This window comes from Scardovia wiggsiae (assembly GCF_051045985.1).
GTDB classification, from domain to species: Bacteria; Actinomycetota; Actinomycetes; order Actinomycetales; family Bifidobacteriaceae; genus Scardovia; species Scardovia wiggsiae.
This window is the reverse complement of the sequence record NZ_CP157350.1, coordinates 1,369,383-1,393,809: the sequence shown is the minus strand read 5'-3', so window position 1 is coordinate 1,393,809 and position 24,427 is coordinate 1,369,383. Positions and strand designations below refer to the sequence as shown.

The 24,427-nt window shown below is 50.2% G+C and carries 19 protein-coding genes and 1 tRNA gene; 6 read left to right on the top strand and 14 right to left on the bottom strand.

What is annotated here, in order from left to right; all coding sequences use genetic code 11:
- Positions 1–6 precede the first annotated feature (6 nt).
- From ABKA16_RS05935 to ABKA16_RS05905, 7 genes are all read right to left on the bottom strand, one after another.
- A complete protein-coding gene (locus ABKA16_RS05935; RefSeq protein WP_381000025.1) occupies positions 7–576 on the bottom strand; it encodes an FHA domain-containing protein FhaB/FipA in 570 nt (189 codons plus the stop codon).
- 120 nt (positions 577–696) lie between these two features.
- Positions 697–1,398: an FhaA domain-containing protein gene (locus tag ABKA16_RS05930; RefSeq protein ID WP_007147970.1), complete on the bottom strand. Its 702-nt coding sequence runs from the start codon at positions 1,396–1,398 to the stop codon at positions 697–699.
- A gap of 121 nt (positions 1,399–1,519) precedes the next feature.
- Positions 1,520–2,179 carry an NUDIX hydrolase gene (locus tag ABKA16_RS05925; protein ID WP_381000027.1) on the bottom strand — a complete coding sequence of 220 codons (660 nt, stop codon included), beginning with the start codon at positions 2,177–2,179 and terminating at the stop codon, positions 1,520–1,522.
- A 126-nt stretch (positions 2,180–2,305) separates the two neighbouring features.
- A complete protein-coding gene (gene abc-f / locus ABKA16_RS05920; protein WP_381000029.1) occupies positions 2,306–3,784 on the bottom strand; it encodes a ribosomal protection-like ABC-F family protein in 1,479 nt (492 codons plus the stop codon).
- Between the two features lie 444 nt (positions 3,785–4,228).
- A complete protein-coding gene (locus tag ABKA16_RS05915; protein ID WP_381000031.1) occupies positions 4,229–5,353 on the bottom strand; it encodes an alpha/beta fold hydrolase in 1,125 nt (374 codons plus the stop codon).
- 89 nt (positions 5,354–5,442) lie between these two features.
- Complete coding sequence (locus ABKA16_RS05910) at positions 5,443–5,793, bottom strand: type II toxin-antitoxin system RelE family toxin (RefSeq protein ID WP_381000033.1); 351 nt, start codon at positions 5,791–5,793, stop codon at positions 5,443–5,445.
- Complete coding sequence (locus tag ABKA16_RS05905; RefSeq protein ID WP_381000035.1) at positions 5,790–6,098, bottom strand: type II toxin-antitoxin system Phd/YefM family antitoxin; 309 nt, start codon at positions 6,096–6,098, stop codon at positions 5,790–5,792. The genes ABKA16_RS05910 and ABKA16_RS05905 overlap by 4 nt, the downstream gene beginning before the upstream one ends.
- Before the next feature lie 252 nt (positions 6,099–6,350).
- On the opposite strand from ABKA16_RS05905, the gene ABKA16_RS05900 reads away from it, so the two are divergent.
- The 3 genes from ABKA16_RS05900 (at position 6,351) to ABKA16_RS05890 (ending at position 12,010) form a co-directional block, all read left to right on the top strand.
- Positions 6,351–9,038: a YhgE/Pip family protein gene (locus ABKA16_RS05900; protein ID WP_381000037.1), complete on the top strand. Its 2,688-nt coding sequence runs from the start codon at positions 6,351–6,353 to the stop codon at positions 9,036–9,038.
- Positions 9,035–11,323 (top strand): YhgE/Pip family protein, encoded by a 2,289-nt coding sequence (locus ABKA16_RS05895; protein WP_381000039.1) that lies wholly within the window; start codon positions 9,035–9,037, stop codon positions 11,321–11,323. Before ABKA16_RS05900 ends, ABKA16_RS05895 begins: the two co-directional genes overlap by 4 nt.
- Before the next feature lie 102 nt (positions 11,324–11,425).
- Complete coding sequence (locus ABKA16_RS05890; protein WP_381000040.1) at positions 11,426–12,010, top strand: HdeD family acid-resistance protein; 585 nt, start codon at positions 11,426–11,428, stop codon at positions 12,008–12,010.
- 174 nt (positions 12,011–12,184) lie between these two features.
- Here ABKA16_RS05890 and ABKA16_RS05885 read toward each other — a convergent pair.
- The 7 genes from ABKA16_RS05885 to ABKA16_RS05855 form a co-directional block, all read right to left on the bottom strand.
- Positions 12,185–12,271, bottom strand: a tRNA-Leu gene (locus ABKA16_RS05885).
- A gap of 101 nt (positions 12,272–12,372) precedes the next feature.
- Positions 12,373–13,659, bottom strand: a complete 1,287-nt coding sequence (tgt, locus tag ABKA16_RS05880) for a tRNA guanosine(34) transglycosylase Tgt (RefSeq protein ID WP_381000042.1) — start codon at positions 13,657–13,659, stop codon at positions 12,373–12,375.
- A 308-nt stretch (positions 13,660–13,967) separates the two neighbouring features.
- Positions 13,968–14,489, bottom strand: a complete 522-nt coding sequence (locus tag ABKA16_RS05875) for a hypothetical protein (RefSeq protein ID WP_381000045.1) — start codon at positions 14,487–14,489, stop codon at positions 13,968–13,970.
- A 51-nt stretch (positions 14,490–14,540) separates the two neighbouring features.
- The gene (locus ABKA16_RS05870; RefSeq protein ID WP_381000046.1) at positions 14,541–15,779 is read right to left on the bottom strand and encodes a hypothetical protein; all 1,239 of its coding nucleotides are present in this window, start codon (positions 15,777–15,779) and stop codon (positions 14,541–14,543) included.
- On the bottom strand, positions 15,776–17,014 hold the full coding sequence (locus ABKA16_RS05865) for a YcxB family protein (RefSeq protein WP_381000048.1): 1,239 nt from the start codon (positions 17,012–17,014) through the stop codon (positions 15,776–15,778). The genes ABKA16_RS05870 and ABKA16_RS05865 overlap by 4 nt, the downstream gene beginning before the upstream one ends.
- Positions 17,011–18,246, bottom strand: a complete 1,236-nt coding sequence (locus ABKA16_RS05860; RefSeq protein ID WP_381000050.1) for a YcxB family protein — start codon at positions 18,244–18,246, stop codon at positions 17,011–17,013. The genes ABKA16_RS05865 and ABKA16_RS05860 overlap by 4 nt, the downstream gene beginning before the upstream one ends.
- A 9-nt stretch (positions 18,247–18,255) precedes the next feature.
- Positions 18,256–18,390, bottom strand: coding sequence for a hypothetical protein (locus ABKA16_RS05855; RefSeq protein WP_381000052.1), 135 nt, complete (start codon positions 18,388–18,390; stop codon positions 18,256–18,258).
- A 318-nt stretch (positions 18,391–18,708) separates the two neighbouring features.
- On the opposite strand from ABKA16_RS05855, the gene ABKA16_RS05850 reads away from it, so the two are divergent.
- The 3 genes from ABKA16_RS05850 to ABKA16_RS05840 all read left to right on the top strand — a co-directional run bounded on the left by ABKA16_RS05850 (position 18,709) and on the right by ABKA16_RS05840 (position 24,417).
- Positions 18,709–19,002, top strand: a complete 294-nt coding sequence (locus ABKA16_RS05850) for a WXG100 family type VII secretion target (RefSeq protein WP_381000054.1) — start codon at positions 18,709–18,711, stop codon at positions 19,000–19,002.
- Positions 19,003–19,183: 181 nt separating this feature from the next.
- Entirely contained in the window at positions 19,184–24,142 is a 4,959-nt protein-coding gene (gene essC, locus ABKA16_RS05845; RefSeq protein ID WP_381000055.1) for a type VII secretion protein EssC, read from the top strand.
- Complete coding sequence (locus tag ABKA16_RS05840; protein WP_381000056.1) at positions 24,139–24,417, top strand: hypothetical protein; 279 nt, start codon at positions 24,139–24,141, stop codon at positions 24,415–24,417. The genes essC and ABKA16_RS05840 overlap by 4 nt, the downstream gene beginning before the upstream one ends.
- Positions 24,418–24,427: the final 10 nt, after the last annotated feature.

The window sequence follows — 24,427 nt, the reverse complement described above, 5'->3', positions numbered from 1 at the left end:
TACCTCCTATCTCAATTCAAAAGTAGTGCCGCCAATGCGTACAGGCACACCGGCAGGGAGGACCATGCTCCGGGCAAGCCGCTGCCCGTTCACAACAGTGCCGTTTGTGCTGCCAAGGTCTTCAATAGCCCATCGCCCTGTTGTAGGGTCAACGTAAACACGGGCATGGTGGGATGATACGAATTCGTCATTAAGCACGACTACGTTGTCAGGGGCACGGCCGAGCGTAATGCTTTGCGAGCCTAAAGTGTATGTAGTGCCGGACAAGGGGCCGTCAATAATAGTAAGCATACTTGCCTGATTGCCTGCACCCTGCTGCATTTGGGGCTGCGGTGCAGGCTGCGGCTGGGATGGGGACGCAGCAGCAGCGTACTGCTGCCCGGAATTACGGGAGCTGCGCCTGCCGCCTGACGACGGCTGCGAAGTGTTGCTGTCGTTCCTCCGGCCCCGCTTGCGGGGAGGAGGGCTCATATTCAGTACGTCTTTGCGCAATGACCGTACAGCGAGAAACACGAAGACCCACAGCAAGGCCAGAAAGCCGTACTTCATGACTGCGAATGTCAGATCTGTTATCATGGTGTGCTCTTATGTTGTAGTGTTCCCATTGCGGCTGCGCTTGCGCAGGTCCCCGCACCTTTGCTGCCCAGGCCGGGACGCATGTACATGGCGTGCAATGCTGCTGTCCGTAAGCGCCTTCTATTGCTGGACCTGCGAGGAGGCCCAGAACAGGATGCGCGTGCGTCCTATAGTAATTGTATTGCCATCTACCAGTGTAGCAGCGGGTACTTGATGTCCTTCAACGAATGTGCCGTTGGTGGAGCCCATATCGCGGGCGATAACGCCTTTATCTGTAATATCTATCTCAAGATGGTGGCGGGAAATTCCCGGATCGTCAATGACTATGTCGCAGTTGGATCCGCGTCCCAGGACAGTTTTATCTGCTGTAAGGAGGTACTGGCGGCCGTTGATCTCAAGGATAGGACAGTCGTTATTATCCGCATCCGTTGTGACAGGTGCCGCGTTGCCCTGCACCGACTCGCTCATAAGTTTGTAGTCGCCGCGCGCCAGGTCAAGGTCTTCTTCAAAAATGACTACTACAGGCCCTACGAATGCGTAGTGCTGGCCTTCGGCATACTTGGTGAGGTTGTCTGCAAGCTCATTGGCGAGTGCTTCAGAACCCCACTGTTCGATGTGGTCAAAGTCTGGTGTGGAAAGCTTGAACCGATACTCGTTGGGGGCTACGGTCCTGTCCCCGCGTACCGCCATTGCCTGAGAGTCGATTTCGCGTTCAAGCGCGCTCGAAAGGTCTACCGGCTGCAAATCTTTAGAACCGAACTTGGAGAATACGCCATTAACGGCGCCCCCAATACCTTTTTCGAATTTATCGAGAAAGCCCATAATAGTCCTTCCTGGCTTTTATCTACCTGCTACCATACTATAAATAAAAGAATTTCCTAAAACCTGTTACATAGGAATTATTGCAAAGTCTTTGCGTGCGCATCTTTTTTGGTATAAATTTTTACTTTATTTTCATTTTCAGGCGGCGGATCATTTCATGCTGGACGGCGATAGTTGAATTCGAGGCGGTGATCCCTGAACCCAGCAGGGTATCCCAGTCCACCCACGCTCCGCGGATGTATTCCTGGGCATCAAGATGCTGTTCGGACTGTTCCCACTGATAAAGATGGATAACGGCGATATGCGCCAATTCGTTTGTCATGCCTTCTGAAGAGTAGAACGCCCCGGCATGGTCGATGGAATAGGATGCTGCAGATCCGGAAGCCTCGGCGGGGATGATGCCGGCCTCTTCGCGTATCTCGCGCAGCATAGCCTCTTCGGGGCTTTCCCCCTCATCGATGAACCCGGCAGGTATCCCTGGTACAAAGCGGTCTGCGCCTACCCGGTATTCATACTGCAGCAGGTACCGGTCGCCGGGCACGTCATGCACCAGCATCACAACGCAGGGGGAGTGCGTAATGAGGTCGCGCTGTATGGTGACAGGGTCATCCGCTGTGCCTGCTATCCCTTTGAGCTGTACATTCAGCCGTTCGACCTTAAAGATCGGCCCTGTGAAAAGTTCCTTCCGGCTTATGACCTTTGCGCTGAATGTGCCGGGGTAGATTTGGCCTGATGTCCCCGGCGTATTTGCCGTATCTGCTGTATCTGTGCTGTTCGCCATACTTTTATTTATAACTCTAGCGTTCAACTTCGTTCCTTACTGGATATCTATAAGATAGTCAGGAACAATACTGTCATGATATATCTATAAAGATATATCCTTGATTTCGCGATAAGATGTAAGCTGTTATCTTATCGGCTGCAGAGGGATTTCCTGTGTAGCTGCCAGTTCCCGAAATGCGCGGTCGTGCTCCACAAAAACCATTGTTGAGGCATACTCCTGTAAAAGCTGCTCTATCTGCATGCGCGAATAGATATCAATAAAGTTGAGGGGTTCGTCCCAGATATAAAGATGGGCTTCCTCGCACAGGCTTTTTGCGATGAGGACTTTCTTTTTCTGCCCGGCAGAGTAATCTTCCATATCCTTCTCAAACTGGATCCGTTCAAAACCCAGCTTCCTGAGGATCGTTTTGAACAGTGTCCCGTCTATCTGGCTGTCCGCGGCAAACCTGTCAAGCGTGCCTTTAAGGAAAGATGTATCCTGCGGAACATAAGATATGACAAGCCCGGAGCCAACGGACACGGTACCGGTATGCGGGATATCCTGGCCGTCCAGCAGTTTCAGGATGCTGCTTTTGCCGCTTCCATTCCTTCCTGTGAGCGCTGTCCGTTCTCCCTGCCTTATCTCGAATGAGACCGGTTCGCAGACGGGGGAGCCGTTGTACGCCGGGGCTGCGTGGGAAAGCGAAGCAAGCGTTTCGCTGTAATAAACCAGAGGATGTATTTTCAGCTTTTCTGCAGTTTCGGTATTTTTGAGCAGTGCGGATTTTTCTTTGATCGCCTTCATCTGACGCGCTTCTATGGTTTTGGAGCGTTTCATCATTTTTGCAGCCCTGTGGCCAATGCTGCCTCTGTCTACAGGGCCGTTCCCATATTTGGAGGCTTCTATCCTGTCTGACCAGTCAGCGGTCCTCCGGGAAGCCTGTTTCAGCCGCTGTACGTCTTTGCGCAGATGCTCGTCCCTCGCTTTCTCGAATGACTGCTGCTGTTCAAAATTCTGCAGCCAGGCGGAAAAATTACCGTTCTGCACATCAACAGTTGCCCTGTTCAGGGAAAGGATATGGTCTACACAGCCGTCAAGGAAATAGCGGTCGTGGGAAACGAGGATGTAGCTTTTCTTTTTCCTCAGATAGCGGGAGACGAGTTCCCTCGCATCTGCATCCAGGTGGTTAGTGGGCTCATCGATCAGCAGGAAGTGCCCTTCGTTAAGGAAAAGTGCGGCGAGCAGGGCTTTCGACTGCTCTCCGTTGGAAAGGGTCATGAAAGGCCTGTATAGTGCGTCAGGGCTTACGTCAAGGTATGAAAGCTCACGGAGGAATTCCCATTCTTCTGCAGCGGGGCATATTCCGCTCAGTATTTCAAGGGTTGCCCTGCCTTTATCGCTCACAGGGTAGGGGAAATAGTCAAACTCAACTGAGCTGATGATTTTCCCGCTGTATTCGTATTCGCCCATCAGCAGCTTAAGCAGCGTGGTTTTACCCCGTCCGTTCCTTCCTACAAAACCGAGTTTCCAGCTGGTATCAATATGGAAAGTGCAGTTTTCAAATACGTTATGGTAACTTCCCGGATAAGCGAAAGTCAGGTTTTCAACTTTGATCATTGACATATATGCCTCCTTGACGTCAGATGGATCGCTGTGCGTAGGGGGGGGGAGGCTGCGGGATATGGTTGTGGGGAAGGGAGGGGATCTGTGCTTTGACAGCTTTTATGCGGTGCAGTGTGATATATGGGAAATCAGTTTTGGTTCCTAGCTGATTCAACCTTTTGATCTCAGACGTTGCGTGCCGCCTGTCCCTGCGGCCTTCCCATCAGCTTCCTGCAGCGGCACAGCAGATACAAATAACAATTTAATAAAATAACTTTTACTGGATATATTTATAGTTGTATTGCTGGTTTACCTGCAGGAAAAGCTGTACACTGCTGCGCCTCTTTCTTTAAGAAAATATGCTGCTAATAACTATACCACATAAAACAGGCTGCAGCAGCTGCGCTTACGGAACCGGTTCCGCCTGCAGCTGCAACCCCGCATCCCGGGAACACTCTGCACGCGTTATACGCTCAGAAATTCCAGGGTTTTCTCAACGAAAGGTGCAAAAATATCGTTATGGCATTCGTTCAGCGTATGCGGGGCGTGTGGGACGAGTACCCTTTCAATATCCCCATCGGTGCTGAGCACTGTGTCGACAAAATCTTCGATTGCATCCAGGCGCACAGAAGTATCATTTTCTGCCTTGAACAGCAGGATGGGAGCCTGTATGCGTGCACAGTTTTCGAGTTCAAGGGCCGACCTGCTTAAGGCGAAAGCTTCCGCAAGCCACTGGTATGCCGGTGCGCTTGTCTGATAGTGAACATCTGCGAGGCGTGCGTCAAAACCCCATTGCGCGCGGGCAGGCGATTTTCCGCGTACACTTTCCGCGTCAAGCACAGGGCTGAAAGGTTTTTGAGTAAATATGCGGTTTTTCCCTTTGCCCATCATGCAGATAACCCCGGCTGCCGCGCGTGCAAGGGGTGCCGGGAAACCTGCGGTCTGGGGCATGACCATGGGGGAGCTGAGCACTATCCTGCTGAACAGTTCCGGGTATTGCTGCGCCAGGCTGATGCCGATCCCTCCGCCCATAGAATGGGCAAAGAGCCCCAGTGCCCCTGCAGTGTGCGGCTGTACGACCTCTCTGGTGAATTTTGCGAGGTCAAGGACGTATCTGCGCCAGTCGTCTATCCAGACAACGGACGGATCTGAAACATCGTGCGGTGAAAGCCCATGCCCGCGGTGCTCCATTATCCATACATCAAAACCCGCCTGGAAAAAGTAGTAGGACAGCTCGGCATAGTGGCCGATGATCCCGGTAATACCATGTGAAATAACAATGCCGGGCCTGCCGTCCCGCTGCCTGCTTCCGTCCTCTGTCTGCCGCGTCTGTCGTGCGTGCTGTTCCTGCTGCGGCGGGGTTTTATCTTCCGCACTTTTGCTGTGGGTATATGAAACGTAATGCAGCATCCCGTTATGCGACCCGTCCGGTATGGGCAGCTCACGGAGATCCTTGTGCGTTGCGGGTTCCATCCACCCCTCTGTACGGACCTGCGCAAGTGCGGGCAGGACAATGTGTTCCATGGTGCGGGCATAATCGTTTTCACTAAGGATGTGCACATTCTTGAGGTTTATCATCGTTGAAACCATATATTTATTCTACACCATGAATGAGGATTATAAAGCGTAACAGGTAAATTAGCTGTATAACACCTTTATACCAGCTGGACAGGCAGTATTCAGCCGTTGTCCGGAGAAGAAGGGCGGCGTGTTGCAGTGCGCTGTGCTGCCATGTTATATACCTCATTTTCATCGCGGACCCCTACGATGATTATCAGCATTTGATGCTGTACCCGTTCCAGGCGATAGGCGATCCGTATCCCATCTTTGCGTAGTTTGACTTTAAGAAGGCCTGTAAGGTTATTGCCAGATCTGTTTCCCAGCGGTTTTCCATAACCGCCCTCACTCTGGGGCAGCGGATTGGCCCTGACTTTTTTGATTGCCCTGTAGACGTGTGATTTACGGGGTTCGCCGAGTTTCTTCATGTCGTCCCGGGCCTCGGGGAGCCATTTTTCAGTCCACCGGATCATTCGAAGTCTGCCTCGTAGCCATCGTCAACGGGCGTATAGTTTTCTCCCCATACGTCGCTGGGATCAAGAAGCCCATGGTGGGAGCCGCTCAGGCGCTCCTGTGCAAGCTGAAGGAGCCCGAGGTCTTCCATTGCCTCATCGTATTTTTTAAAATCTTCAGGGCTAATAATAATTGCACTGGGTTTGTTATTTTTAAGAACAATTACCGGCGATCCGTCTGAAACGCGCGCGAATGCTTTGCTTGCGCCTCCCTGATTGAAAGTGCTGATAGGGACGATGTTATCAATAAGGGTTGCTGTATCCATCGGTCTGTCCTTTTTTACATTAATATATTCATTATAATAATAAGTACCCTCAGTATAAGATGGAAACAGAATTCTGTCAACAGGCATGTGGGATACCTTCTGCCCGGCAGCCTTTATATGGGGTTTCCGGGGGAGCCCGGTGCATGGCACGGCATAAAGATATCAATGCCCGTACTATAGTTAAGTATTTACGGTTATAAAACGGAAGCAGATAGTACTTAGTGCTGTTTAAGGGCTATTGGAGGCTAAAGTATGGCATGGCGTATTTTTGTGCGCGACGCTAAGCGTGTCCTGCGCAACCCTGTTGCCCTCATTGTTACTATCGCTATCGCTTTCCTGCCCGGGCTGTATGCATGGGCGAACATAGCTGCCAACTGGGATCCGTATTCCAGCTCCGGGAACCTCCATGTCGCTGTAGCCAATGAAGATGCCGGGTCGTACAGTTCCCTGACGGGGAATGTCAATATCGGCAAACAGCTGATGGAACAGCTGAAAAGCAGCCATTCCCTGGGGTGGCAGTTCGTTTCCAGCGACGTGGCCAGGGAAGGGGTTGCTTCCGGCAGGTATTATGCTGCACTCATAGTACCCAGGGACTTCAGCTCCCATCTTGTGGGTGCGCTTGAAGGCTCAGGCAGACGTCCGCAGCTCCAGTATTATGTGAACGAAAAACTGAACCCTATTGCCCCTAAGGTTACTGATATCGGTGCTTCAACAGTTGAGGGGAAGATCAGCACTGAATTTACGCGGCAGGTCAGCAAAGCCGTTGTTGCCCAGCTGCGGAAGGCCCGTACCGATATTGATAACGGTCTTGCCTCAACGCGCGACGATGCAGTCTCTTCTACTGAAGATGCGCTGAAAAATATAGAATCAACGAGGAAATCGATAGACGGCCTGGTTGCGTCGCTGAAAGGGTCGAAAACTTCCCTTAAGGCTGTGGATAAAACGCTCAGCGGCCTTGGCTCATCAGTGGAAGATATGCGGAGGTCCCTTAAAAATACGCAGAAACTCATATCATCTACAAGGAAAAGCGCAGACAAATTCAATTCGTCAGCCAGCCTGCTGCTGTCCAATGGGGCATCCAACCTGTCTCTGCTGTCGATGCAGGCAGGGAATGCCGCGTCAACGATCGACCAGGCTCTTACGGATGTTTCTGTAAGTGCGAATGACGTGCAGGCAAAGCTCAGCCTGATAGTCTCCCTCAATGACAGCATCGTGTCGCAGCTGGGCAATGCACTGGAAAATTCGGGTATACCGCGAGGGTCTGATACATATAAGGCTATGGAGGCGCAGATCAGCACACTGCGTGACCGGGCGAATGCCCAGCGCGCTGAGCTGCAGAGTTTTACTTCTGCATCCCGCTCAGCACTCAGCAGCGCCCAGACGGCAGCCAATAATATGGGGTCAGCACTATCTAACGGGGCAAGCAGCGGTGCGAACCTTCTCAATACTGCAAACAGCCAGCTGAACGGGAACCTTTCTGCAACATTCTCTGCAACATTGGGGTCGCTTGAAACTTTGGTATCGTCTGCGGATGGGACGCTTATCGCCCTCAGCTCCAATATTTCCCAGACCAGGCATATACTTTCCCAGCTTGACGGGCTTATAGGCCAGACTTCCGCAACGCTTTCCACCACTTCAGGCTCGCTAGGTAAGGCCGCGCATCAGCTTGATAAGATCCGCACGGATCTCGTTGCGCTTGACAGCTCCCGTATCTGGCGTGAGCTCCGGAACATATCCCTTGACCCCCAGGAGATCAGCACCTTTATTTCGTCGCCTGTCTCCCTGGAAACAAAGGCCGTGTACCCTATATCGAATTACGGGTCTGCGATCGCGCCGTTTTATACCAATCTTGCATTGTGGGTCGGCGGTTTTATCCTTATTGCAATCATCAAAATTGAAGTTGACCGCGAAGGATTGAAAAAGTTCGGGGCAAGGGACGCCTATATGGGCCGTTTCCTCATATTCCTGGGGATCGGCCTGTTCCAGGGGCTGATCACGACTGCCGGCGACCTGCTTATGGGCATCCAGTGCAAGGACCCTGCGCTGTTCATCCTGGCCGGCGTGTTCCTTTCCTTTACTTATGTCAGTATCATTTATGCATTGTCAACAACGTTCAAGCATATTGGCAAAGCGATCGGCGTACTTTTAGTGATTGTGCAGATACCGGGCTCTTCAGGGACATACCCCATTGAGCTGATGCCCAAGTTTTTCCGCAATATTGAGCCGTGGCTCCCCTTCACGTACGGGATCAACGCGATGCGGGAAACCATCGGAGGCCTGTATAAAGCCTCATATTGGCACAATCTTGCGATGCTTCTCCCGTTTATTATTGGTGCGTTCCTTGTAGGCATCTATGTGCGCCCGTATATGCTGAATCTTAATGCTTTATTTGACAGGCGCCTGGGTGAGACTGACCTGTTTATTGCAGAAAAGAATAACCTGACGAATTCCAGGTTCAGGCTGTCCAATATACTGCAGAACCTTTTGGACAGTGCCGGATATAAGGAACGGATACGGAAGAGGTCCCAGGCATTCCTGCGGGTATATCCCCGCCTTATAGCGGGCGGTATCGCTTCCATAATCATCATACCTGTTATTTTCCTGATCCTTATGTTCGTTGTGCCTGTAAAAATAGGTTTCCTTATAGCATGGATAGTTTCCATCATCGTCATAGATATGTTCCTGATAATCCTTGAATATATGCGCGAATCATATACCCGTGAGCTGGGGCTGTCGGAGATGACCGGCGAACGTATGCGGACCAGCGTGCTTGACCATATACGCAGGCGCTGGTTCTTTGCGGATGACAGTCCGGATGCGCAGGACGGTGCTGATAATACTGAAAGGGATACGGGCGGCGGTACCGGCAGTAACGGATCCGGAGCTGCCGGGCCAGCCGCAGAAGGCGGCGCAGGCAAGGGGAAAGGAGGCCGCTCATGAAACATATCTGGCGGATATTTGTACGTGACCTGCGCAACGCTACTAAAAATGTTATCGGTATAGTGGTGCTCATGGGGCTGGTGATCGTCCCTGCCATGTACGCATGGTTCAATATTGCGGCCAGCTGGGACCCCTACGGGAATACCAGAAACCTCAAGGTGGCAGTCGCCAATTCCGATAAAGGGTATAAGTCTGACCTTATCCCCGTCACTGTGAATGCGGGCAACACTATTGAAGCCGCCTTGCGCACGAATAAACAGCTAGACTGGCAGTTTGAAAACGAAAAAGACGTGATAGACGGCGTAAAATCAGGGAAATTCTATGCGGCGATCATCATCCCCGGGTCTTTCAGCAAAGATATGATGACCCTCTTCTCGCCCCATGCCACGCGGGCAAAACTGACTTATTACATCAATGAAAAATCGAATGCGATCGCGCCCCATATAACAGATAAAGGGGCGGATTCCATCGTTGCGCAGATAGATTCCACATTCACAAAAACACTGGCAAATATTGCGCTGGACCTGGCAGGTTCGCTATCCAGATATTCCAGTAACGGGAACCTTGATTCGTACGTCACGAACGCTGTCAATAATCTGAATTCTATGGCGGACGGCCTGGACTCAGCATCAAACCAGATGGCAGCATATTCCGGTCTGCTGGGCAGCTCTGCAGACCTTATCAAGTCTGCCCAGGACCTTATGAAGCAGACCGGGCAGGGGGCATCATCCCTGAAAGATGCACTGAAAAACACAGCGGCATCCGCAAAATCTTTGAGATCAGCTCTGAACACTTCTCGATCTGCTATGGAAAAGGCTTTGGATTCCAGCGAGAAAAGCCTGTCGTCGTTAAGCAGCCAGGTTGATACGCTTATGGACGGGGTCTCGGGCAGGACAGGGACGTGGAGATCGGACCTGGACTCGCTGTCTGCTGCGGTACGGGACCAGGCCGGCAAATATACTGCTGCTGCGGATTCACTCCAGAGGCTACGCGATTCAATAGCATCTGATGCATCCCTGAGCGCTGCAGCACGTTCCCAGATGACGGGCGTGCTTGACGCCCAGGTATCGCAGCTTAAATCTGTGGCCCGGGACCATACGGACCTGGCTAAGGCCCTCAGCGATACAGGTACAGCACTCACCACTGCAGATTCGGTTGTCAGCACGCAGCGCGCCCGGGTGAAAAAGCAGATAGCAGACATTATCTCCTCTGTCCGCCGCGCAAAAAAAGATTTCAACGATACTGTCAGGCCGCAGCTGGACCAGCTGTCCGGCTCTGTTTCCAGGGTTTTCTCAGGCCTTGATTCGATCAATGCCGATATGTCCGGCGTGACATCGGATATTTCAAACTTCAGCTCTGCAACATCAGCAAGCATTGCAGATATCCGTAAATCGCTGGATTCTGGTGCGGACAATCTCAGCAGGACTGCGGCCAGGCTGCGCGCCTTTACAGCAAAAATAGCCAATACAGGGGTCAAGGGGCTTCTTTCGCAGCTCGGCTCAAGTAAGAATATTGATGCATCCCTGCTCGCCAGCCTTCTCGCACAGCCGGTAGGGCTTGAGCGCCATGCCGTATACCCTATGGAGAATTACGGCTCACAGATGGCCCCGTTCTATACAGTCCTGGCTATCTGGGTTGGAAGCGTCATATTGGTGGCAATGATGGAGGCAAAAATCTCTGATGAGGGGAAGGCTGCTGCCCTGAAACTGAAAGAAGTGCCTGTACTGGTGGGCGGTAAACCGCTGCGGGCTGAAACGCCGGGGAATATGCGTTTCCTTGGGCTGCATCTGAACGAAGAATATTTCGGACGCTATATAATATTCATGCTTCTTGCCCTCGCCCAGGCAACACTGATATGCATGGGGGACCTGTGGTTCCTGAAAATACAGTGTGAAAAACCGTGGCAGTTCTTTGTAGCGGGATGGCTGTGCGCATTCGTCTTTTCCAGCCTTATGTATGCGCTTACTGTGGCATTCGGTGCAGCGGGCAAAGCTATAGCTGTAGTCCTTCTTGTCATGCAGGTTGCCGGTACCGGAGGGACATTCCCTATACAGATGCTCCCTGAACCGTTCCAAGTGATCTACCCGCTGTTTCCCTTCCCCTATGCTATCAATGCGATGAGGGAAGCGATAGCAGGCCCCTACCTCGCGAATTACGGAATATATATGGCCCAGCTGTCTATTTTTGCGGTTGCTGCCCTGTTTATAGGTGTTATCCTGCGCAGGCCGTTTATCCTGATGACAACATGGTTCACAAGGCAGGTCGACAGCACCAAAGTATACTGATACTGCTGGCAATACCGGCAGCCGTATGCTGAAGGCCCTGCCTGAATACCCTGCCGGTACGGCGAATCAGTGATTATGTTAGTGACTATAAGAAGGCAAAATATGTCACAGCAATTCGACCATATCCCGGATTTCTTTGAAACGGTTACTGATGAACTCGCCAGAGTCGTCCGCAGGAATACTATTATCCTGAGTATCGTAGCTATTGTGGCGGGTGTCTGCCTGCTGGCCTGGCCTGGGCACACACTTGCAGTTGTTGCTGTTATCCTTGGCCTCTATTTTATCGTTGATGCCATTGTGCGCCTGGTGGCATTATTCCGCATCAAAGGCATATCGGATGGATGGAGGGTACTCCAGATACTGCTCAGCATACTTCTGCTGATCGCGGGTATTTCCGTCCTTCGGGCACCGTTCATTTCCGGTGCATGGCTTGCAGTTTATATGACGATTTTTGTTGGGACCTCATGGCTCATTGAAGGTATGATGTCATTCGCTACTGCTGCCACACAGCTTGCGCCGGGCTGGTCCATATTCTATGGGCTGCTCTCGGTTATAGCTGGTATCGTTGTTCTGGCATCACCGGCATGGAGCACGGAGTTTTTTATCATCTTTGCGGGTATAGCGCTCATTGTTCTCGGTATCTCTGCAGCAGTGCGGGCTTTTGCAATATCGAAGTCGCTGGACTAAATGCTGCTGACAGTACAATAATTAGGATCAGCTGAATGGGCTGACCGATAATAACTGATAATGGATATCTAAGGATGCCCCGGAAATTTTCCCCGGCATCCATTTAATTTATTTATTATTTATTTAGTAAACTTTTATTTAACGGATACTGGGATATCAGGTGTATACAAATACTGGTGCGCACGGGGGGAGTTGAACCCCCACGGCCTTAACGGCCACTGGCACCTGAAGCCAGCGCGTCTACCATTCCGCCACGTGCGCGTACCTGAAAAACTTTAACACGCACCCACCCCAGACCCTGCATGGGTGCCCGGGCTGGCGTGGCGCAATTTCCGGGACAGCTATTTCTCATGGCCTGTATCTTATCCCTTTGACCCGTGCGCATAAAAACGTGAGAGGGTATCATTTTTGAACTCGGTGAAATATCCGCCGTCGATTGAAGCGCGTATATCATCAAGGAGGCGTATAAAAAACCTTTCATTATGGATCGTTGCCAGCGTTGCGCCGGCCATTTCCCCGGCGTGCAGAAGGTGGCAGACGTAAGCGCGCGAATAGTTTTTGCATGTGTAGCAGTCGCACCCGTCTTCTATCGGCCTGAAATCGTTGCGCATAGCTGAACGCTTTACGTTCCAGCGCCCGTCGCGCGTATAGACTGCACCGTTTCTGGCTGTACGTGCAGGCGCAACGCAGTCGAACGTATCCCCGCCGTTTTCTACACATGCAAAAATGTCATCCACAGCTGCAATGCCGAGGACATGACGGGGCTTGCCCTCGGGCAGTTCGTCGCATATCCATGAGCAGATATCGCCGATAATGCGTTTTTCAATGGCCCCGCCGATCCCGAAACCGTCAAAGCCTAAAGAACCGATCTGCGAGGCAGCTTTTCTGCGCAGATCCTCGTAATTCGCCCCCTGGATCACGCCGAACAGGGCCTGATACGGTTTACCGGTGCGCTCCGCTGTCAGTTTCTCGTGTTCCGCGATGCATCGTTTCGCCCACCGGAAGGTTCGTTCGACTGATTTCTCCTGGTAGTGCCGGGTATTCATCAGCGTTGTCAGCTCGTCAAAAGCAAACATGATATCTGCGCCGATCTTGTGCTGTATCTGCATAGAGATTTCAGCGGAAAAACGTTTCTGAGCACCGTTAAGCGGGGATTTGAAGGTTACCCCGTCCTCATCGACGAAAGCCAGGCGGTTCTTGCCCTTGGCTATCACATCGTCGGATTTCTTCCCTTCAGTATCCATTGCCAGCGTCTTCTTGAAGCCGGCTCCGAGGGAGAGCACCTGGAAACCGCCGGAATCTGTGTATGTAGGCTTGTCCCAGTGCATGAATTCATTCAGCCCGCCGGCTGCGTCAAGGATATCTTCGCCCGGGCGCTCAAAAAGGTGGAAAGCATTAGACAGCATGCATTGCGCACCAAGGGCTTCCATCTGTTCGGGGAGCACTGCCTTCATGGTACCCTGAGTGGCGACGGGAACGAACGCGGGAGTGCGGATATCGCCGTGCGGAGTGCGGATCATTCCTGTGCGACCATGGTGCCCGGGCAGCTGCGTGGAAATCTCAAATCCAAATGCAGAGCGGTCGCCGGGCTGTCCCGGGCGCGCACCACGCGGTGCGGGAAGTTTGGCTGTCTTTTCGTTCTTCATCATGCTGTGTTTCTGTTATCTGTTGTTAAGTGCCCTGCGGCTGTCTGCTCCTGCTGTTGAGCAGCTCAGGGCTGATCCGGTTCCGGCCCCGGTCTTCTGCAGGCCTCAGGTTTTATGCTTCCTGACTATTGTGCACAAACCCCTCTATTTTATGGCTGCCGGTACCAGGCCTGTGTGCGTTTTTATAGTATCCGGCCGTGTCTGCTCAGATGCTGGTGGTAAAACACGCAGATACAAAAACAGAAATTGTGGAAAACAGCCGGAATGAATTTTGTATCTGCGTGTTTTACCACCAGCAGGTCCGCAGCCGTTCATCCGCACACAGTGATCGAATTCGATATGCTCAGGAAATCAACCATTGCCTGATCTGCATCTTCGGCTGTACATACCATATTGATCAGTGCTTCCTTACCGTTGACAGGGAATATAAGAAGGCTTGAATACCAGTCCTGTTCAGGTGTGGCGAATGCATAGCGTATCTGTCCAATATACGCACCGTTTTTATTGAGCTGTTTATAGGTCATGTCGTAGTTTTCAAAAAGAGGAAGGCTGCGGGCAAGAAGCGCGGAATACATATTGAGCCTTTCTTCCAGCTTTTCCGAGTGCCAGTCCTCAGGAGTTTCCACTCCGATTATTCTGGTATTTTTATTGCGGATGCTCCTGAAGCTCAGGCCTGGTGAGGAAACAGGCAGGCTTGCTGCATCAGGATCGCTGCTATTCGACAGCAGAGATATCAGGGGACCTGAATCTTCCCCAGCTCCAGGCTCTTTAATATCCCACGGTTCATAGCCTTCAGGAAGCTCAATAGTTACCTGCCTGTTAAACACTTCCATAAGTGTTCCCCTTACTTTCTTGCTTGAGGAACCAGATTATATAAAGGTTTGCTAACGTTTTTGTGAATTCACTGCAGTTTTCAGATTGTCCAGAAATTCCAGTGCGTTGGGCGAGCAGTCAGCTTTTCTGATGGCATAAGCCGTATTGTAGGTAACGGAAATATAGTAATGCTCTTTTGATTCATGGAGACCATATAAGGTTGTGTAGGGCAGTTTGTGTGTATATAAAGAATTGAGTTTCTTGTTACGCTGTCCTGCCGGGATGTCAGAGTATGCCAGGTAGATGCCTGATACCGTGTATCCTGAATCGAATAAGAATATTGAATGTTTCTTTTGTAAAAGCTCGTTGGAATTATGCAATAACTTTAGTATTGGTCGATACCCCAGCACGAGCAGGATCAATACCGAAAGAATAATCCAAAGGAATATGCATAGTTCATATTCTTTTTCCACAGTGCAGAATACAGCGAGAATTAACGATACCGGTACATATAAGCCTACAGCTATTTTCCACCACATCGGGATAGCCGTGCTTACTGATCTGCAGAAGCCTTCAGCTGATGTGTCTATAGGGATAAGGAAATAGTTGGTATCGTCAACTAAGCCGATATCCGGAATATCTGTTTTTGGGATGCTGTTTTCGCTGCCCGTCTGAGGAGAGCTGCTTTTTAACGGCGGATCCTGTGCATTAGCTGTCTGGCGGTTATCCTCAGCAAATCTGTTTTTCGATTTAGAGGTATTATTTTTGAGTGTGCTCAGGAAATGCAGGGCATTAGATGAGCAGTCCTCTTTTTTGATTGTTAAACCGCCATATTGCAGCATAAAGAAATAGAAATCCTTATCTGACTCACTGACGGAGCTGAGGGCACCGTAAGGTGTTATCTGTGAGTATAATTTGCTGAGTATCTTGTCCCGGTCAGATACAGGTATATCAGAATAAGTCAGGTAGTCATCGTTTATTATGAATCCTGAATCGAACAGGAAAACGGAAAATGACTTATTTAGAAAATAAGGACTGATAGAAGCATGAGAATTCTTCTGCCGGTTACAGGTCAAACCCACTACAGATATTATTGTCAGAAAAATAATCCACAGCATCCATCCGGTAAACTGAAAGCCCGAATACACTATAAATATCGTACCGGTAATCGGAAGCAAGGCTAAAAGCAGGCAGAAAATCACTCTGGTTTTAACCGAAGCTGTGTAGGCTGGCCGTCTCTGGAACCCTTCGTATGAGCAATCTACGGGGACAATGAAATAGGTGGAATCGTCGATAAAACTGGTGTTCATTTCTTTCGTTTCTTCCTTGAATTTACTGCGGTTTTCAGGTTGCGCAGGAAGGCCTGGGCGTTAGGGGAACAGTCTGATTTTCTGATAACGTATCCGTTGTTGCCTGCTGTGAAAAGATAATAGTAATCCTTTAATTCGCGGATACCATGTAAAGTTGTGTAGGGCAGTTTGTGCGTGTACAAAGAATTGAGTTTCTTGTTACGCTGCACTGCCGGGATACCAGAGTATTCCAGGTAGACATTGAGTATGGTGTATCCTGAATCAAAAAGAAGCATCGCGCATTTCTTTTGCAGGATCTTACTTGAGTTATAGATTTTGTTTGTCTTTATCCGGTAGAGAATCGGCAAAAGGCATAACAACAGTAAAGATATCCATGCGATTGGGCTTAGTTCGTGTTCTTCTCTATCCAAAGTGCATATAATTGCTAAGAACAGTGATACCGGTATGCATGTATATACCAATATTTTTATCCATAATGGGATAGCAATGCTCCTCATTTTGTAAAATCCCTTAGCGGAAGTATCTATCGGGACAAGGAAATAATTCGTATCATCGATAAATCTGATGTCCGAAGGCTTATCTTCCTGCCAGCCATCGCAGGCTGTTCCCAGAGATGACCCACGTATATGCCGGGTCTGCGTGCAGTCCTGCTGGCCATTCTCCGCAGGCTGGGGTGTTGGTTCGGGGATATTATCTTTAAGTGAGCTTAGGAAATGAAGGGCGCCAGGCGAACAATCTTCCTTTCTGACTGTTAAACCGCCCCGCTCCATTATAAGAAGGTAAAAATCTTTTTCTGATTCCTTAATGGAGCAGAGATCGCTGTAGGGGATCCTTTGCAGATATAATTTTTCCAGTATGCTGTCCTTCCTGTCTGCAGGGATACTGGAATAACTTGAATAATCGTCTGTAATTATAAATCCTGAATCAAATAAAAATAAGTATACCGGATTTGGAAGCTCAATATGATGGTTACCAGGCTTATTTTCCCGTACTCTGAGCAATCCTGCTATAAGTATCAGTATCAGGGACGCGGACAGGACCGTCCAGCCGGCAAGGTGAAAGTTTGTGCATACTATAAGGAATATACCGACGAGTGGCAAGGAGGCCAGGAACAGGTATCTGTAAATCCCGATTCTCCGCGGAGTTATATTGGATGCTCGCCTCTGGAACCCTTCGTATGAGTAGTCTACGGGGACAATGAAATAGGTGGAATCGTCGGTAAAACTGGTGTTCATTTCTTTCGTTTCTTCCTTGAGCCCACTGCAGTTTTCAGATTGCGCAGAAATTCCAATGCGTTAGGGGAACAGTCTGATTTTTTGACAGCATAGCCGCTGTTGATTGATATAAAAAGATAATATTTCTCTTTTGACTCGCCGATTGTGTATAAGTTCTCATACGGGACGGTATGTGTGTATATCATATTCAGCTCGGTTTCGCGGTGTGCCGGTGGGATGTCGGAGTATGCCAAATAAAGATTAGTTACACTGAAACCTGACTCAAAAAGGAAAATATAGCGTTTCACCTGTAAGAGTTTACTGGAGTTATAAAGTTCTTTTAATTTTCGCCTATAATACCATGGAGCAAAGCACGGTATGAGGAATAACACAAAAAACAGCAAACTGAGATTATAATTTTTTTGTAAAACATAGACGACAGCAATAACCAATAATGCAGGTATGCATGCCCACAGAATGGGCTTTAGCCATTTTGGAAGGAAACCAGTAGATAACTTATAAAATCCATTGGCTGAGGTATCCAGCGGAATAAGAAAATAGTTGATATCATCAGCAAACTCCTGTGCGTTTTTCGATATATGGTTATCCTGGCGAAGAGGGCTCTTTGTACCCGATAAGGTATGTAAACGATTGATATTTGTTGCCGGCTGTCTGTTTTCTATTGTATTTATTGCTGTTTGCAGTAGAGAGTATTTGAGGGTGTTTAGGAATTGCAGCGTGTTAGGGGAGCAGCTAGATTTTTTGATAGTATACCCTGTACTCTTCGTTTCAAGAAAATAAAAATCATTTTTTGATCGATGGATGGAATAAAGGTTGTTATAAGGTATTGTTTGTGAATACATTCTAGAGAGTATTTTTTCGTGTTCAGTAGCCGGAATATCGGAATAAGTTAGATAGTCATTACTTAGCACAAACCCTGTATCAAAGAGGAATATAGATAAAGGCTGCTGGGCCAGCTTATTCGAAGTGTATGATTTTTTTCTTTGCAGCCGAGTTAATCCTATTGCCAATATGCTTATTAAAAAGAAGATACAACTTATCCAACCCATAGAGGGAGAGCTTGAATGAAGTATAAGCGTCAACCCTAAAACTGGTAAAATCCCTAAACCTGAGTATACAAAAACTTTTAATCCAACAGGAATTGAAGCGTTCAGTTGCCTTTGGAACCCCTCAAATGAATTATCAACAGGGACAATAAAATAGTTCAGGTCGTCAGTATAAATTTGGCTCATTATGGTACTTTAATTGTTGTGGTCTTCCTCAAGCTCTTTGATTTTTTGCCGTACCTGTGAAAGTTCGGCGGAATACCTGCTTATTCTCCTGTCAATATCAGTGATCGCCGCCTGCGCCTGCTGCGCATATGCAGTATCATCCATACAGCCCCCTTTCCGGTCCTGCCGCGTGGCAGTGTCCACTTGAATACTAACGGTATCGCCGTACTTGGCGTGGGAGGGGTGACGCTGTGAAAGCCGCAGATACACACCTGTATGTGGAGGCAGTCGAGTGGATTTTTGTGCCGCGAAACGCCCGGCATACCGTGTATGGGGGTGACAATATCGCCCATAGCGGCTAAAATAATACGTGAAGCGGGTACAGTTTGTATCATTTATAGTTGCAGTTTGTGCCATCTTCGTAAAATAATAAGGTATTGTGCTCTTAACGGGGCGCAATCTTACAGGAAGGATTCCGTTAATATGGCAGGACAGATTAGGATTACTCCGGATCAGATGCGTTCTCGTGCAGGCGAGTACCGCACTCAGGCAAATACGGTCCAGGAAGTTATTTCCAAGATGGACACATTGCTCAATACACTGCAGGGCGAATGGGAAGGCCAGGCCTCGCAGGCGTATGCACAGCGTTTTTCAGAGCTTCGTCCTGGCTTCGTCAAGGCAGAGGATCTGATCAATGAAATTGCTCAGAGCCTGGATGCAGCGGCTCAGACTCTTGAGACCTCGGATCAGAATGTTGCGACCGGGTTCCGCGCGTAATCAGCCTTTCTGATTCTAATAATCTATAGTCGCTTGGCTTTAGGGCAAGGTCTGATACGGCAGGTGTTGCCGGATTGGTCTTGCCCTTTTCGTATGTATAATATTTCAGTGCTTCATCAATACTTGACCTAAATTAGTAAGTAATTAAGTAATAACAGATTGTTTTAGACAGGCTGCATACATGGATTCTGCATTATTGATCTCGGTATATGATTCCGGCGGGGAAACGACAAATAAATTTATGCTTGGGACAAGCGCCCTGCTTCCGATATATTCTATGGCCGGGACCAGGCATATGGTCGCCAAAATGCATGGCGCCCGTACCGGTGCCGTGCTAACCGCAGAAAAAGGGTATGAGCTCAGGCAGCTGGACAGCAATCCTGCAGCTGGCCATGCTGAGCAGGATAAGGCTTCGGAGCATCAGTTTGCCATAGACCCGTCCAAACGCGCTGTATATACCGCTATATACACAGCAGGTGATGCTCCGGCCGGCTTTTCGTCGGGTTCCGGCCAGCAGCCTGCCCTCCCTCAGCCTTCACGTATTTATATCCGCCGGTCTACAAGAGGGATGCGGCATTATCAGAAAGTTGCTTTTACTTCCGATCAGGCTGTCAGGTTCGGTTCTTCGCCGGACAGCGATATGCAGTATTCCCATCCGCTGGTGTCATCAGACAGTTTTACCCTGCAGCTCCGGGAGAGGCATTTCATGCTCCAGCTGCGTGCGGGAGGCGATCCGCTGTATATCAACGGGGTACCTGTTTCAACGCAGGTAGCCTACAAGCTGAATGTTGGCGATGTTATTTCACTGGCAGACCTGAAAATAGGGATAGGGGACAGGTTCATCACCATCAACCAGCCTTCCGGCCTGGAAGCCAGCGAGAGGACAATGTCCCTGCGGCCTTTGCCTCACAAGGATATCTACGCATCCAGCCCCCAGCCGCAGGATGATGATACGGATATAGATGAGGAAGATAACGATGGCAGCAATTTCTTCCCGGCACCCCGCCTGATGCAGAATATCCATAAACGTGTTTTCAAACTGGACGCGCCGCCCACAAAAGAAGGGGAAAAAATCAGCCCCGCGATCATGCAGATAGGGCCTTCTTTTATGATGGGCCTGGCATCAGTCTTTATGGCAGTTGCATCAATATCCCGTCTGAGGTCGGGGGAGAATATCATGAATGTGCTGCCAACTATTGCAATGGCGGGCGCTATGGTCATAGGCATGATCGTGTGGCCTGTTATCAGCAATTTTTACGATAGGCACCGCAGAAAGAAAGCTGAAGAAAAACGTATCAACCGGTTTACGGACTACTTGAACCGTGTTGAGGCGGAACTCCGCCGGGAGAGCGGGCTGCAGGCAGCTATACTCCGCAGCAACCGTGTCCTTCCTGAAACTGTTATGCAGCGCGCTTACAGCAGGTCTCCGGAACTGATGAACCGGAGCTCGGCGCACAGTGATTTTATGGAATTAAGGCTCGGGATCGGCAGCGAGGAGCTGAAGGCCGAAATCAAATATCCGGAAAACAAATTCACGCTGGACAGTGATATCCTTTCCGACAGGGTGTCTGAAATGCGTAAAAACCGTCCTGCGGTTTCAGATGTCCCCATTGCCCTTGATCTGAAAAAAGACCGTACAGTGGGTTTCGTCGGCACCAGGAACCTGATATGGCCTGTGCTGCGAGGCCTTATGATCCAGCTCAGCGGGCTGTATTCTTATGACGATGTCAAGATTATACTGATTGGCGATAAGGAGGATTCAGGGGAATGGGATTTTGCCAGGCGCCTGCCCCACACATTTTCCGACGACAGGGATATGCGTTTCCTCGCCTGCGAGCCTGAAGATATGATACGGGTCGACCGCTTCCTCCAGAAGCTTTATGATGAGCGTTCCGCACATACCAGGAGCAGCCAGGATACTGTTTTCCCCGGGACATATTATGTTGTTTTCTGCACTGACCGTGATCTGGCATCACGGTCCCCGGCCCTGGCAAAGTGGATGCATGCGGGCAATGATCTCGGGCTGTCAGTGATCTTTAATGCCGATACCCTGAGCGACCTGCCCAGCGAGTGCGCAACAGTAGTCAATATTATAGATCCGCAGGAGGCCCGGCAGACCGGCGCTACATCATCTTTCTTCTACAGGGATGATGTAGACGGGACATCCAGGGCGTTCATCTGCGACATCATGGTCAGTGCGGCAGAGAGCGAAAAGTATGCCTCTGCCCTCAGCGGCGTGAGGATGCGTCAGGTGGGGACCAAGGATGTCGGACTGCCGACATCCCTTAGCTATATGGATATGCAGAAAGTCGGCAATGTCGGTGATTTGAATGTTGCTGAACGGTGGCGCATGCATGATGCCAGCCGTACCCTGGCTACCCGGATTGGTACCGGCGCCCACGGGCAGCCTTTTATCCTTGACCTCCATGAGGACTCCCACGGGCCGCATGGCCTTATAGCAGGGACTACAGGATCCGGCAAATCTGAATTCATTATTACATATATACTTTCTATGGCGCTTGATTATGCACCTGATGAGGCTGCTTTTGTGCTCATCGATTATAAGGGTGGAGGCCTTGCAGGTGCATTCGCCAATGGGCGTTTTGTACTGCCGCATCTGTCCGGGACTATTACCAATCTTGACGGTTCGGCAATCAACCGGTCCCTGTCTGCCATACAAAGTGAGCTGCAGAAACGCCAGCGCCTTTTCAACATTGCGCGTGAGGCTACAGGCGAACCAACGATGGATATTTATAAATATCTCTCTTATTACCGCCAGGGTGTAGTCAAAGACCCTATGCCTCATCTGTTTATAGTAGCCGATGAGTTCGCTGAATTGAAGCAGCAGGAGCCCGACTTTATGGACGAGCTTATTTCTGCAGCACGCATCGGCCGCTCGCTTGGAGTCCATCTTATACTGGCAACGCAGAAACCATCCGGTGTAGTCAATGACCAGATATGGAGCAACTCCCGCTTCAAGGTCTCCCTGAAAGTTGCGGACGGCCCCGATTCCAAGGAAATGATCAGGCGGCCCGATGCGGCAGAGCTGAAGAACCCCGGGCGTTTCTATCTGCTGGTCGGCTTTAATGATTATTTTGCCCAAGGGCAGAGTGCTTACACAGGGACCCGGTATACCCCGCATCAGGAGTTTGAGGAACATCATGATGATATGGTTACCCTCATCGGGAACACTGCTGAGGCGCTTGCATCGCTGAAACCTCAGACTTCCGGGGAGGCTTCCCGGCTGACTGAACTTGATGCCGTCCTGGAACAGATATGCGAAACGGCAGATGATATGGATATCCATGCAGAACAGCTGTGGCTGGATCCGCTCCCGGATCAGATAACAGTGGACGATTTCCGCAGCCAGTACCAGGGCGCCATCAGCGAGACCTCCGCTAAAGAGGCTGATACAAATACCTGTGTGGCAAAAATCGGTATTATTGACGACCCGTCACGGCAGAACCAGCATCTTCTGGCGGTTGACTTCGGCAAAGCCGATAACCTTGTTATTTACGGCCAGACGTCATATGGCACAGAAAGCATCGTCTCAACCGTTTTTGATTCCCTTATAAGAGATTACAGCGCCGAAGACGTCAATATCTACGGCATGGATATGGGCGACGGCGGGCTTACCGCTTTCAACCAGGCTCCGCAGGTCGGCGGGGTCACGGTTATAGATGACCGTGAGCAGGTGACAAGCCTTATGCATTTTATTTCAAGGAAAATTGCCCACAGGCGCAGGGTCCTCAATACTTTTGGTGAAAGGTATGACGACTATGTTTTTGAGTACCGTAAGCAGAAAAATGCGCCGTCGGGCCAGCCAGATACCTCTAGTAGTGAAGTGCCACGCGAACCGATGCCGCGTGTTATCGTTGCCTTAACGAATATAGCTGCTTTCAATGAGGCATACCCGCAGTTTACTGACATGCTCACTGATATAGCCCATGAAGGGCCGCGCTACGGTATCCACTTCATTGTGACTTCGGCGAATTTCAATCAGGTAGGCTGGCGTCTGAGGGCACTGTTCGGCATGTCGCTTGTGACAGCTTTCAATAATGTGGATGAGTACGGCAGTGTCTTTGGAAGTATGTCCGGGGTCACGCCGCCGCAGCATTATTTGCGCGGGCTCCTCCTGGAGGGTGATGAGAAACACGAGTACCAGGCTGCTGATGCCGGTACAGGCCGCGAAATACGGGAGCGCTGCCAGGAGCTGGCTTCTGATAATAATGATGATCTGCAGACTGAGGCGGTCCCCATCCCGCGCCTGCCGCAGTTCGTTACACCGGATATGTTCGTGGGCGATGCCGTAGGGCAGGAACGGGATATCCCGCTTGGATACGACAAGCAGCAGGTCTATCCGTTCACTGTTGACGGAAGGAAGTCGCCATCATTCATTATTACAGGTAATGATGCTGAAGCCCTGGGATACTGTGCTACTGCTCTGAGTGCCACTTTTGCGCTTATCTCTAAAGATATTGCAAGGGGCTCCCTTGTTATTGACCCCTCCCATATGGTCAAAGGCGTGCCCGAAGATGCTGAGAATTTCCATCTTGCTTCTGATATTACAGATATCGATATGCGGGTACAGCAGGTGATTTCAGGGAAGATTTCCCCAGCTACGGTAATTTTTACTGATCTTCTCTCAACTTTCGCTAAATTGCCGGCTGAAACTAAAAATAATCTGATGGGGTATATTGAGCGGGACGAATACAGGGATACGACGAATTTTGTTTTCGTCCTGGAACGCTGGCGGCTTGAGAACGTCTATGAGCCGTGGATGAAGGCTATACGCGCAAATCCGCAGGGTGTGTGGGTAGGCGAAGGCATCAAGACCCAGTCGATTTTCCCGAATACGCATATGCCCCCTGAAATGAACCAGGCGCAGGCCCAGACCGACGGCTGGGTATTCTACAGGGGCGGCAGGTACGGTATCCGCCTTATCCACCAGGATGCCGAAGGCGGTACCGACACCGGTACGGGGACTGCTGCCGGCGTAAGTATTGCTGATATTATCCCCGGGAGGGATACTGCATCTGTATCTGCCGGCGCAGGGAATACTGCATCTGTGGGTGCAGCCGCCCCCATGCATACCGGTAATGGAGAGCCGGCAGATATGAGTACTGGAGAAGAACAATGAATGAATATATCATCCTTAACGTGCTCCTGCCTGCAACCGGGGAAAGCTACGAATTCCGCGTCCCTGAGGAGTCAACGGTAGAAGAGTCCATAAGGCTTATCTCCACCATCCTGGCTTCGGTTGAGTCTGAGTTCTACGAAGACAGCCAGGAAAGCGATCTGGTGATCCGCCAGCCTGGGGACACGCAGGGCATTATGCTTAACCCAAAAGAAAACTATCGGAACTTAGTGAAGCAGGGGCTGCTCACCACCGGAGCAAGGCTAATGCTGGCATAGCACTGCAGTA